10 protein-coding genes are annotated in these 12,457 nt (G+C 66.1%); 4 read left to right on the top strand and 6 right to left on the bottom strand.

The window, feature by feature from the left end:
- Window positions 1-10: 10 nt before the first annotated feature.
- The gene (locus tag ATE70_RS08525; RefSeq protein WP_058537518.1) at window positions 11-430 is read left to right on the top strand and encodes a DUF3035 domain-containing protein; all 420 of its coding nucleotides are present in this window, start codon (window positions 11-13) and stop codon (window positions 428-430) included.
- A gap of 61 nt (window positions 431-491) precedes the next feature.
- On the opposite strand, the gene ATE70_RS08520 is transcribed toward ATE70_RS08525, so the two are convergent.
- The 3 genes from ATE70_RS08520 to ATE70_RS08510 form a co-directional block, all read right to left on the bottom strand.
- Entirely contained in the window at window positions 492-1,160 is a 669-nt protein-coding gene (locus ATE70_RS08520) for a hypothetical protein (RefSeq protein WP_058537517.1), read from the bottom strand.
- Between the two features lie 32 nt (window positions 1,161-1,192).
- Window positions 1,193-3,121: a 1-deoxy-D-xylulose-5-phosphate synthase gene (gene dxs, locus ATE70_RS08515; RefSeq protein ID WP_058537516.1), complete on the bottom strand. Its 1,929-nt coding sequence runs from the start codon at window positions 3,119-3,121 to the stop codon at window positions 1,193-1,195.
- Between the two features lie 87 nt (window positions 3,122-3,208).
- Window positions 3,209-3,442: a hypothetical protein gene (locus ATE70_RS08510; protein ID WP_058537515.1), complete on the bottom strand. Its 234-nt coding sequence runs from the start codon at window positions 3,440-3,442 to the stop codon at window positions 3,209-3,211.
- Between the two features lie 194 nt (window positions 3,443-3,636).
- Between ATE70_RS08510 and ATE70_RS08505 the strand changes: the two genes are divergently transcribed.
- From ATE70_RS08505 to ATE70_RS08495, 3 genes are all read left to right on the top strand, one after another.
- Complete coding sequence (locus ATE70_RS08505; protein ID WP_058537514.1) at window positions 3,637-4,665, top strand: MipA/OmpV family protein; 1,029 nt, start codon at window positions 3,637-3,639, stop codon at window positions 4,663-4,665.
- A 154-nt stretch (window positions 4,666-4,819) separates the two neighbouring features.
- Window positions 4,820-5,629 (top strand): pyrroline-5-carboxylate reductase family protein, encoded by an 810-nt coding sequence (locus ATE70_RS08500; RefSeq protein WP_058537513.1) that lies wholly within the window; start codon window positions 4,820-4,822, stop codon window positions 5,627-5,629.
- An 11-nt stretch (window positions 5,630-5,640) separates the two neighbouring features.
- The gene (locus ATE70_RS08495; RefSeq protein WP_058537817.1) at window positions 5,641-7,218 is read left to right on the top strand and encodes an aldehyde dehydrogenase (NADP(+)); all 1,578 of its coding nucleotides are present in this window, start codon (window positions 5,641-5,643) and stop codon (window positions 7,216-7,218) included.
- A 50-nt stretch (window positions 7,219-7,268) separates the two neighbouring features.
- Here ATE70_RS08495 and ATE70_RS08490 read toward each other — a convergent pair whose 3' ends face one another.
- The 3 genes from ATE70_RS08490 to ATE70_RS08480 are packed head-to-tail and all read right to left on the bottom strand — an operon-like array spanning window position 7,269 to window position 12,454.
- On the bottom strand, window positions 7,269-8,855 hold the full coding sequence (locus ATE70_RS08490; RefSeq protein WP_058537512.1) for a S10 family peptidase: 1,587 nt from the start codon (window positions 8,853-8,855) through the stop codon (window positions 7,269-7,271).
- 39 nt (window positions 8,856-8,894) lie between these two features.
- On the bottom strand, window positions 8,895-10,754 hold the full coding sequence (locus ATE70_RS08485; RefSeq protein ID WP_082639504.1) for a DUF885 family protein: 1,860 nt from the start codon (window positions 10,752-10,754) through the stop codon (window positions 8,895-8,897).
- Entirely contained in the window at window positions 10,706-12,454 is a 1,749-nt protein-coding gene (locus tag ATE70_RS08480; protein ID WP_197411417.1) for a DUF885 domain-containing protein, read from the bottom strand. Before ATE70_RS08480 ends, ATE70_RS08485 begins: the two co-directional genes overlap by 49 nt.
- Between the last annotated feature and the right edge of the window lie 3 nt (window positions 12,455-12,457).

Below are 12,457 nucleotides of genomic sequence, written 5' to 3'. Positions count from 1 at the left end.
AGTTATTACAGTGAACCGGACCACCGCCATCCTGGCCGCCTCGATTCTTGCCACGACGCTTTCGGCCTGCGGGTCGAACAGCCTGTTCAGCCGCGACCGTCCCGACGAAATGATGGTGTCGCGTCAGGCGCCGCTCGTCGTGCCGCCCGATTTCGCGCTGACCCCGCCGGCCCCCGGCACCGCGCGCCCCGGCGGCGAAACGACCGCCGAACAGACGCTGCGCGCGCTCTTCGGCGGCCCGTCGCAGCGTAGCGCGAGCGAAACGCAGATCATCGGCAGCGCCGACGGCGCGCGCGCCGATCCGGGCATCCGCAGCCAGGTCGGCAGCCCCGACACGCAGGTGGTCGACAAGGGCCTCGTCGTCCGCGACATCCTCGCCGCCCCCGAAGGCGACGGCCGCGACGCATCGGCGGCGATCCCGACCGCCTGAACGGCCCTTTCGACCGATGATGAGGACGGCCCGGCATAACCGGGCCGTTTTCTTGTCCGGCTCAGCTAAACAGGTTCGACAGCAGCAGCACCGCGACAATGCTTTCGACCATCGCGCGCGACGCCTGGCCAAAGGCGCGCAGCCGGCTGCACTTCAGATGCTGGACGAACCACGCGGTCTGCAGGGTGCCGAACCACAGCAGCGCGGCAAGCGCCAGCACCACACCGGTGACCAGCGACCATGTATGCGCCAGCCGGATCAATATCGTGGCGCCGCCGAACAGGATCGCGAGCAACGCGATAACATAACATTGGCTGTAGAAGGGGGCGCGTAGCGTTTGGCGCGTGAGTTCGACCTTTCGCGCGCGAACCAACCGCGTCGCCATCAACACCGCGAACAGGCTGTAGGTCACGATGCGCAGCATGATCAGGTCGGTGTTGGTGCTGACCAGCGCCGACAGGCCGATCTTGCTCGTCACCACCGCTTCGGTGCCGACCAGCGCCAGTTCTGCGGCGTGGACGATGATCAGCGACAGCAGCAGGAAAAGCGGCGGCGACAGCGTGTCGGTATATTGCTGGTCCTCGGTATCGCGCTGCTCGAGGTCCGAATAATCCATCATCTTCAAGGGGTGGACGAGCGTCCGCCACAGCGTGATCGGATAAAAGACCAGCCACGACATAACCTCGTAGAGCAGCTCGTCGAGCGATTGCAGGAGGTTGAAGAAGTTCATGCCGCCCCGTGCCCCCCGGCTTGCTTATCGGCTCAAGCGCGCGCGCCCGCTTCCTCGACGCCCGCGCTGTTGTGACGCAGCGCCTTCAGCACGCAATCGACGATCTGCGGCGCATTCAGCCCCGCCGCGTCATATTGCAGTTCGGGCTTGTCCTGGTCCTGGAAGACATCGGGCAGCCGCATCGTGCGCAGCTTCAGCCCCGCGTCGATCAGCCCCTCGTCGCTCGCGAGCGTCAGCACATGCGCGCCCAGACCGCCGACGCTGCCTTCCTCGACCGTCACGCACACCTCATGGGCGGCGAGCGTCTTGCGAATCAGCTCCTCGTCGAGCGGCTTCGCGAAGCGGAGGTCGATCACGCTCGTCGACAGCCCGCGCGCCTCCAGCGTGTCGGCCGCCTTCAGCGCCTCGGCGAGCCGGGTGCCGAGCGACAGGATCGCGACGGTCTTGCCGCTCCGCACGACGCGCCCCTTGCCGATCGCGAGCTTCTCGGGAACCGCGGGCAGCGCCACGCCGGTGCCATTGCCGCGCGGGTAGCGGAAGGCGATCGGGCCATCGTCATATTCGGCGGCCGTGTATGTCATATGGACGAGTTCGGCCTCGTCGGCCGCCGCCATCACCACCATGTTCGGCAAGGTCGCCAGATAGGTGACGTCGAACGAGCCCGCATGCGTCGAGCCGTCGGCCCCGACGAGTCCCGCGCGGTCGATCGCGAAGCGCACCGGCAGATTCTGGATCGCGACATCGTGCACGACCTGGTCGTAGGCGCGCTGGAGGAAGGTCGAATAGATCGCCGCGAACGGCCGCATCCCTTGCGCCGCGAGCCCCGCAGCAAAGGTCACCGCATGCTGCTCGGCAATGCCCACGTCGAAGGTGCGGTCGGGGTGCGCCTTCGCGAATTTGTCGACCCCGGTCCCCGACGGCATCGCGGCGGTGATCGCGACGATGCGTTTGTCGGTGTCGGCAAGCTTCGCGAGCGTCTCGCCGAACACATTCTGGTACGCGGGCGGTCCCGGCGGCGCCTTCGCCTGTTCGCCGGTGATCACGTCGAATTTCTGGACGCCATGATATTTGTCGGCGGCCGCCTCGGCGGGGGCGTAACCCTTGCCCTTCATCGTCACCGCGTGGATCAGCACCGGGCCATGGTCGCTGTCGCGCACATTTTCGAGCACCGGGATCAGATGCTCGAGATTATGCCCGTCGATCGGCCCGACATAATAAAAGCCGAGCTCTTCGAAGAGCGTCCCGCCCATCGCCATGCCGCGCGCATATTCGTCGGTCTTTTTCGCCGCCTTGTGCAGCGGCTCGGGCAGCTTGCGCGCAAAGCGCCGCGCGATCTCGCGCAGCTCGATGAACGGCCGCGACGATACGAGCTTGGCGAGATAGGCCGAAAGCCCGCCCACCGGCGGCGCGATCGACATGTCGTTGTCGTTGAGGATCACGATCAGCCGGTTGCCCGCCGCGGCGGCGTTGTTCATCGCCTCATAGGCCATGCCCGCCGACATCGACCCGTCGCCGATCACCGCGATCGCGCGGCCGGGTTCGTCCTTCAGCTTGTTCGCGATCGCGAAGCCCAATGCGGCGCTGATCGAGGTCGACGAATGCGCCGCCCCGAACGGATCATATTCGCTTTCGCTGCGCTTGGTGAAGCCCGACAGCCCGCCGCCGGTGCGCAAGGTGCGGATGCGGTCGCGGCGCCCGGTGATGATCTTGTGCGGATAGCATTGGTGCCCGACGTCCCACACGATCTTGTCGCGCGGCGTGTCGAACACATAGTGGAGCGCGGTCGTCAGCTCGACGACACCCAGCCCTGATCCCAGATGCCCGCCCGTTGTGCCGACGGCCGAGATCATCTCGGCGCGCAGCTCGTCGGCGAACTGGCGGAGGTCTTCGGGCTTCAGCTTGCGGAGGTCGGCGGGGACATCCACCGTGTCGAGCAGCGGCGTATGCGGACGATCGGTCATGTCGTCGTCATAAAGCCAAGCGCATGGGGTGTCGAACGAAAAGGGATCGAGGCGGCGGCCGATCCTCCGCCCTGCGAGGGCGGCGGATCAATCTTCGCCCTCCCTCTCCTCGCGCGCCTTCGCGGCATCGACCTGCGCATAAAGCCCGCGCACCATCAGGTCGGTGAACACCAGCATCACCCCGACCATGCCGAGGAAAAGCGCGACCGCAACCGCGGGCAGCGGGCCGACGCTTTCGACGCCTTCCTTCTTCATCACCGCCGCGAGCACCGCCGCGGCGGCCATGAAAGCATAGCCGATGAAACGCGGCACGCGGCTCATGATACGCGCTCCCGCCGGGTATCGGCCGCGGAACCAATGGCGATGCGGAGGAATATGAAAGCGGCGAAGAGGCGTTGGTTCATGAAAGGCACATGCGATCAAATGCATCCTTCGGCAAGACGAAGCCGTTGCAATGGCGGATTGTTTACTTACACCCCCGTAAGGACGGGCAAGACCATAGGATATTTGAGCGGATGACCATCGCCGATTTGAGACTGTTCTTCCGCATCGGCCCGCCGGCGCGCATCGTCCCGCTTCTTGCCGCCTGCGCGCTCGCCGCACCCGCCGCCGCCGAAGAGGCGCCGCTGCCCTATGAGATAACCGCCACGCCCCCCGACACCGGCCTCGCGACCGGAATCGAGGAAGAACCCGCGCGCTACCTCCAAAACACCGATATCGACGAGAATATCCTGCTCCCCGGCGCGCGGCCCGACGACGACGACGAAGATTCGGATCGCAAATGGTCGCGCAACTATATCGCCGTCGCGGCGGGCGTGCTGAACTCGGCCGACTATAATGGCTCGGACGACCGCCGCTTTCTGCCGGCCTTTTACGTCCGCGGCCGGTACGAGGGCTTTTCCTTCTCGACCCGCGGCACCAATTTCCAGGTCGACCTGATCCGCCATCGCCGCGGCCAGAAGATCGACTGGAAGTTCGGTCCGATCATCAGCCTGCGCGGCGACCGCACCGGCAGCGTCAAGGATCCGCAGGTCGACCTGCTCCCCGACCGCAAAATGGCGGTCGAGGCCGGCTTCTTCACGGGCGTCACCAAAACCGGCGTGATCACCAGCGCCTATGATCAGCTCGGCTTCCGCTTCGTCGCGACGAAGGACATATCGGGCAAACACGGCAGCTGGACCGCTTCGCCGACGATCGATTACGGCACGCCGCTGTCGAAACGCGCCTATCTTGGCGTGTCGGCGTCGGTGAACTTCTACGGCAAGGGCTTCGGCCGCTATTATTACGACATCGACCCGCTGGGCAGCGCCGCGAGCGGCCTCCCCGTCTATACCGGCGCGGGTCGCAAGGCGACCGCGGGCAAATATACGCTCGGCGTGGCGGGCGCCTATGGGCTGTCGGGTGACCTTCGCAAGGGCTTCGTGCTGCTCGGCGGCGCGCAATATGGCCGCCTCCTCTCGCGCTTCGCCGATTCGCCAATCGTGAAGGACGCCGGCAGCGCCGACCAGTGGGTCTTCGGCGGGGGTTTGGCTTACCAGTTCTGAGCCCGACGGCAAGGCGGCTGCCCCGCGATGACTTGACCAAAATCGTATACGATGTACTAAGGCGCTCCTCTACAATATCGTCGCGGAGACGCCTTTCTTGCCCTCGGATTCTCAAGATATTCTGCGCGGAGCGCGGCTCGCTCCCCCCAGCGTCATGCTGGTCGGTTGCGGCAATATGGGTGGCGCGATGCTCGCCGGCTGGCTGCAGAGCGGCGTGCCGGCCTCGTCAATAACGGTCGTCGATCCTTCGCTCGCGGCGGCGCCGGAAGGGGTGCGGCTGCTCGGTTCGGTCCCGGCCGGGCTCGCCCCGCCCGGCGTGCTGGTCCTCGCCGTGAAGCCGCAGAAGCTTGCAGAGATCGCACCATCGCTCGCGGAACAGGCGGGCCCCGGCACCATGTTGATTTCGGTGCTCGCGGCGGTCGAGTTTGCGACGCTGCGATATCATTTTCGGGCGGCCGGGCCGCTGGTGCGTGCGGTGCCCAATCTCCCCGCGGCGATCGGGCGCGGGGTCACCGCGCTCGCGGGCGACGGCGTGGATGGGGCGTCTCTGGCACTGGCCGAAACCCTTTTTGCTCCGCTCGGCATCGTGGAATGGATGAGCGACGAGCGCCTTTGCGCCATTGCGACGACGGTTTCGGGCGCGACTCCCGCCTTTTTCTTCCGGATCGCCGATGCGATGGCGTTCGCTGCGGAGGCTCAGGGGCTAAGCCGCGAACAAGCGCTTCGGTTGATTGCCGAGACGATGGCCGGATCGGCGGCGATGCTGGCCGAGGCCGGAGCAGACCCCGCCGACATGGCACGCCGCGTTGCAAGCCCGGGGGGCGTGACGCACGCCGGCCTCGAGGTTCTCGACGAAGACGACACGCTCACCCGGTTGATGGGCGACACCATCGCCGCATCGGCGGAGCGCAACGACGAAATGACCCGGGCCTTCCGGCCGCAGACTCTCCCCCAGGAACAATGAAGGACGCCAAAATGATAGCTGGTTCGATTTTCGTCGGCGCGGCCGAAGACAGTGCAACCGAGACCTTCCTCGCGGTCGATCCTTCGACCGGACAGGCGATCGAACCGCCGTTTGGCGCCGCGGACGCGAGCCATGTCGACCGTGCCTGTGCGCTCGCCGATGCCGCCTTTGCCAGCTTTTCCGAAACCACGCTCGAAGCGCGGGCGGCGTTTCTCGAAGCCATTGCCGACGGCATTGCCGCGATCGGCGACGATCTGATCGAACGCGCAATGGCCGAGAGCGGCCTGCCGCGCGCAAGGCTCGAGGGCGAGCGCGGCCGCACGATGGGGCAGCTGCGCATGTTCGCCGCCTTTGTCCGCGCGGGCGACTGGCTGCACGCGACGATCGATCCCGCCTTGCCCGATCGCGCGCCGTTGCCGCGGCCCGACCTCCGCCGCCGGCACATTGCGCTCGGCCCCGTCGCGGTGTTCGGTGCGAGCAACTTCCCGCTCGCCTTCTCGGTCGCCGGCGGCGACACCGCGTCGGCGCTCGCCGCGGGCTGCCCGGTCGTGGTCAAGGGTCACCCCGCGCATCCCGGCACGGGCGAGCTTGTCGCACGCGCGATCCGCGCGGCGGTCGCAAGCTGTGGGCTTCACGAAGGCGTCTTCTCCTATCTGCCCGGCCCGTCGAACGCGCTCGGCAGCGCGCTCGTCGCCGATCCGCGGATCAAGGCCGTGGGTTTCACCGGTTCGCGCGGCGGCGGGCTCGCGCTGATGCAGATCGCCGCGACACGCACCGAGCCGATCCCGGTTTATGCCGAAATGAGCAGCATCAATCCGGTCATCCTTTTCCCCGCCGCGCTCGGGAACCGGGCGGAGGCGCTCGGCGAGGCGTTCGCCCAGTCGCTGACGATGGGCGCCGGCCAATTCTGCACCAACCCCGGCCTGCTGATCGCGCTCGACGGCCCCGATCTCGACCGCTTCGCCGCGGCAGCGGGCGCTGCGCTGTCGGCCATTGCCCCTGCGACGATGCTCACGCCGGGCATCCACAAAAGCTTCGAGAGCGGTGTCGATGCCCTCGAACGTCATTCGGCGACGCGGCTTGTCGCGCGCGGGGCCGAAGGGCCGGGCGCTTGCGCGGCACGCGGTGCGCTGTTCATCACCGACGCCGAGGGTTTCCGCGCCGACGCCGCGCTCGGCCACGAAGTCTTCGGCTCATCGTCGGTGATCGTCCGTTGCCGCGATATCGACGAGGTTGCGGCGTTGATTGCCGGGCTCGAGGGTCAGCTCACCGCGACGCTCCAGATCGATGCCGACGACGAGCCGCTGGCGGCACGGCTGCTGCCGCTGATCGAGCGCAAGGTCGGGCGCATTCTCGCCAATGGCTGGCCGACGGGCGTCGAGGTGGGCCATGCGATGGTCCATGGCGGACCTTATCCGTCGACCTCGGACGGGCGGAGCACCTCGGTCGGCACGCTCGCGATCGAGCGCTTCCTGCGCCCGGTCAGCTATCAGAATCTGCCCGAAAGCCTGCTCCCGGCCGCGCTGAAGCCGGCCAATCCGTTGAGCATCGCGCGCCGTATCGACGGCGCGCTTGTTTTGGGCGATTGATAAGGCAGCGCTCGCGTCCGGCGGTGGGCGCGAGCGCTGCCTCCCCCTGTTCAGTTGCCTACGGCCGCGCTGTCATAGAAGGCGTCGAGGTCGCGCTTGAACTGCCCGATGACTGCCGGGTTGATGTAAACCATGTGGCCCGATTCATAATAATGATAGGTCAGGTTCGCGCGCAACGACGGGTCGATCTGCATATGCTTCAGATCATATTCGGCGCCGAAAAAGGGCGTCGCCATGTCGTAATAGCCGTTGAGTGACAGCACTTTCAGATAGGGATTCTGGCGCATCGCGGCCGACAGGTCGAGCGCGGTGTTGGCAAGCGCCATCTGCGCGCCGCCCTGCCGTCCGCCGGGCGCGCGGTGGCGCTGGTCCCAATTGCCGCCGCCGATCTTGACGTAATAATTGGGGCGATAGGCGAGCTTGGTCTTATAGCCGAGCGTGCCGAACAGATATTTGTTGAGCGCGCCGACATAGGGCCCGCTGATCGCGGCGTCGGTGGTGTCGAACTCGGGGCCTTCGCCCGCCGCATCGACGTCGATCCCGATGAAACGCGAGTCGAGCCGGCCGACGGTGCGCTTCTGGTCACGCATCAACTCCTTGCGGAACCGCGACAGTTCAACGCGCAGGTCGGCGTCGAGGATATATTTGACCGGCAGCCCCGTATAGGCGCTCATCTGCTGCGCAACGGCATTGCGTTCCTCGTCACCGAGGTCCGATCCCTTGGCGAGTGCCGCCGCATAGGGTCCCGTCGTCCACTGCCGCACTTCGGTCAGGAAGGGTTCGAGCGCCGCGGGCTTGTTAGCCAGCCGGTTGTGATACCAGGCGGTCGCCGCATAACTTGGCAGATAGGTGAGGTAGATCTGGTCGTAGCCCGGCTGGCGCACGCCATAGTTCAGGATCGACGACAGCAGCACGACGCCGTTCATCTGCACCCCGCGTTGCTGCAGCGCATAGACCAGCCCCGCGCCGCGCAGCGTGCCATAGCTTTCGCCGAACAGGAATTTCGGGCTGTCCCAGCGGTCGTTGAGCGTGAGGTAGCGCATGATAGCGCGCGAGAAGGCGTCGATATCCTGATCGACCCCCCAGAATTCGGGGCCCTTCGATTTGCCGATCGGGCGCGACAGGCCGGTGCCGATCGCGTCGAGGAAGACGATGTCGGTCTTGTCGAGCATCGTCTCGGGATTGCTCCGGATGCGATAGGGTGCGGGAGCGGTGCTGCCCGCGTTCGGCGTTTCGACGAGCACGGGGCCGATCGATCCCATGTGCAGCCACATGCTCGACGAGCCCGGCCCGCCGTTGAAGGTGAAGGTCACCGGGCGCGGCGCCGAACCCTTCGGCCGGTCGGCGACATAGGCGACGTAGAACATGCTCGCGACCGCCTCGCCATCGTCGTCGCGGATGGTGAGTGTGCCGGGGGTCGCGGTATAGGCGATCGTCCGGCCCTTGACGGTCACGCTGCCGCGTTTCGGCTGCGCGTCCTCCTCGGCACTGGCACGCGCGATATCCTCTTCGGGTTCGTTCGCGTCGGCCTTGGCGCTTTCGCTCTTGCCGGTTTCGGCTTTCTTTTCCTGCGCGGCGGCGGGCAGCGCGAGTGCCGCGGCCAGCGCGACAAGGATCGGATAGCGGTTGATACGCATGGATCTCTCCTGGGAATATTCTGTCGGGGGGGAAGGAAATCAGGGGGCGGCGGCGGTCGGACCTTCGCCGCCATCGGCGATGAATTTTTCAAGCTGCTGTTCGAGCACCGGAAGCGGCACCGACCCCAGGGCGAGGAAGGTGTCGTGGAACTTGCGCTGGTCGAACTTCGGCCCGAGCTTTGCCTCGGCGTCGGCGCGCAGCCGGCGGATCGTGATCTCGCCCAGCTTGTAAGCGAGCGCCTGTCCGGGCCAGCTGATATAGCGGTCGATCTCGGTCTCGACGTCGTGCTGCGCGAGTGCGGTGTGGCTCGCGAGATAGTCGATCGCCTTCTCGCGGCTCCAGCCATAATGATGGACGCCGGTGTCGACGACGAGCCGCGAGGCGCGCCACATTTCGAACGAAAGCCGCCCGAAATCCTCGTAGGGCGTGCGATAAATGCCCATCTTGGTGCCGAGCCATTCGGTGTAGAGTCCCCAGCCCTCGCCATAGCCCGAGAAATAGGTCTGGCGGCGGAAGGCGGGCCATTTCACCGTCTCGAGCGCGACCGCGGCCTGGAAGCTGTGCCCGGGAACGCATTCGTGGAGCGTCAGCGCGGGGATCTGGTACAGCGGCCGCGACGGCAGATCATAGGTGTTCATCAGGCACGCATCGAGCCCGCCGCGCCCCGACGTATAGGTCGGCGCGATCGCGTCGGGCACCGGCAGGATGGTGAAGCGGTAGCGCGGCAGGAAGCCGATCGTATATTTCAGCTGGCCGTCGGCGCGCTTGGCGACAAGCGCCGAGAAGGCGAGAAGCTCCTCGGGGGTCTTCGCATAAAATTGCGGGTCGGTGCGCAGGAACTGGATGAACGCCGCAAGGTCGCCTTTGAACCCCGCCTTCTCCTTCACCTGCTCCATCTCGGCAGTGATCCGCGCGACTTCCTTGAGGCCGATTTCGTGGATCTGTTCGGCGGTCAGCGCGGTGGTCGTATATTCGCGGATCTGCGCCTGATAAAAGGCCTTGCCGTCGGGCATCGCCTCGGCCGCCAGCGTCGTGCGCGCCTTGGGCAGATACTCTTGCTTGAAGAAGGTCAGCAGCTTGGCGTACGCGGGCGCCACCGTCCCCGAAATCACCTCCTGCGCTTCGGTACGCAACCGCTCCTGATCCGCTGCCGGGATCGTCGAAGGCATCTTGGCGAAGGCGCTGTAGAAGGGGTTTTTCGCCGGGTCGGTGTCGACATAGGCGGCGATCGTTGCGTCGCGTCCTTCGAGCGAGGCGCGCGGCACGCTGAAGCCGCGCTTCAGCCCCGCGCGCATATTGACGATCTGCTCGTCGAAATAGCGCGGGATGTCGCGCATGCGGCCGATGTAGCGTTGATATTCCTCAAGCGACGGCCAGGCGTCGCGCGCACTCAGCCCCGACCAGAACTGGCTATCGGCGTTGAACGGCATTTCCCACATCCGGTACTTGCCCTCGGCGACGAAGGCCTCGAGGCTGGTGCGCAGCACCGCGGCATTGATCTTCTCATTCTCGGACAATTGATCGACCGGAATCGTGTCGAGCGCGGCGAGCATCTTTTGCCAATAGGCCTGCCGCGCCGCCTGCGTCGCCGCATCGACGCGCGGCAGATGGTCGGCCGACGCGGTGAAGGGCGGGTCGCCGATGCGCCGGGCGAATTCCTTCTGCCGCCAGGCCCACTCGGCCTCGTACAGCTCGCGAAGCCGGGCGTCGGCGCTTCCCGGCGTGGCCGCCGCGGCCGAAGGGGCAGCCGCGGCTTGTGCCTCTGCCGCCGCAGGCGCGAGCGGCAGGAGGGCGAGGGTCGAAAGCAGGATCGTGCGGGTGAGCAATTTGCGTCTCCTTGTCGGAAGAATCAGGCGGCGGGTTCGGGATTGGGGTTCTTGCCCCCGCCCGCGATCCATTCGTCGAGCACGCGCTCGAGCGTCGGCAGCGGCACCGACCCGAGCCCGAGCAGCGTGTCGTGGAACCAGCGCTGGTCGAAACTGGCACCGAGTTTCGCTTCGGCCTCGGCACGCTTGCGGCGGATCAGCATCTCGCCGAGCTTGTACGCGAGCGCTTGGCCCGGATCGTTGATGTAACGATCGACCTCGATCGTGATCTCGTGATCCGACAGCGCTGTGTGCGCCTTCATGAAATCGAGCGCCTGCTGGCGCGTCCAGCCCTTGTGATGCAGCCCGGTGTCGACGACGAGCCGCGCCGCGCGCCACATCTCGTACGTCTCGCGCCCGAACTCGTCATAGGGCGTTTCGTAGAGCCCCATCTGGATGCCGAGCCATTCGGTGTAGAGCCCCCAGCCTTCGCCATAGCCCGAGAAATAGGTCGTCCGACGGATCTGCGGCCGGTCGGGCGCCTCGAGCGCGAGCGCCGCCTGAAAGCTATGCCCCGGTGCGCATTCGTGCGCGGTCAAAGGCGGGATCGTATAGAGCGGCCGCGCGGGGAGGTTATAGGTGTTCATCAGGCAGCTCTCGAGCCCCCCGTTTCCCCCGGTCGCGAAGGGCGCGATATTGTCGGGCGTCTGGCGGATCGTGAAGCGATAGCGCGGCAGGTGGCCGACGAGGAATTTGAGCTGGCCGTTGATCCGGTTCGCGACATAGGCCGATTTCGCCATCAGCTCGTACGGCGATTTCGCGGTAAACTGCGGATCGGTCTTGAGAAAGTGGAGGAAGCCGGCGAAATCGCCCGTCCATCCCGACTTCTTCATCGTCGCCTGCATGTCGGCGTCGATCCGCGCGACCTCCTTGATCCCGATTTCATGGATCTGCTCGGGTGTCAGGTCGAGCGTCGTATATTGGCGAATCTTCGCGGCATAATAGGCCTTGCCGTCGGGCAGCGCTTCGCCCGCGATCGCGGTGCGCGCCTTGGGGATATATTCGTCGCGGACGAAGGCGCGCAGCTTTGCGAACGCCGGTGCCGCAGCAGCGACCGCAGCGCGGCCCTCGGCTACCAAAGCCGTGCGTTCGGTTTCGGGGATGCTGCCGGGCATTGCAGCGAAGCTGGTGAACAGCGGGTTCTTGTCGACATCGGCCGACGCCAGCGGTTCGATCGGCGCGTCACGGCCGGCTAGCGAGACCTGCGGCTTGGTGAAGCCGCGCTTGAGCCCTGCGCGCATGTTGACGATCTGCTGATCGACATAACGCGGCATATCGCCGAGCCGCTTGATATAATTGCGATAGGCGTCGGCGTTCGGCAGCCCGCCGCGCGGCGCGATCCACGTCCAGAAAAAGAACGGATCCTCATATTCGCGGTATTTCTGCTCGACCCCGAACTCTTCGAGTGCGGTCTTGAACACCTCGGCGTTTATCCGCTCTTCGAGCGACAGCTGGTCGAACGGGATCTTGTTGAGCTCGGCCAGCGTATTGTTCCAATAGGCGGCGCGGCGCGCCTGGCTTGCGGCATCGACGCTCGGAAAGCGGTCGCTGCCGTCGCGGTCGCCGTCCGGGTCGAGCGCGAGCTCCTGCGTGCGCCATTTCCACTCGGCATCGTAAAGCGCCTTCAGCCGCGCGTCTGCCGACTGTGAGGCCGATTGCGGAGCTTGCGCGAAAGCGGGAGCGCCGAGGGCGATGGCCGAGACCGCCAGCAGTGCGGGAGCGAGATATCGCATCGA

The sequence above is a fragment of the Sphingopyxis sp. H053 genome (assembly GCF_001468225.1).
Classification (GTDB): Bacteria; Pseudomonadota; Alphaproteobacteria; order Sphingomonadales; family Sphingomonadaceae; genus Sphingopyxis.
The sequence above is the reverse complement of the archived record's forward strand: the minus strand, read 5'-3'. Positions and strand labels throughout refer to the sequence as shown.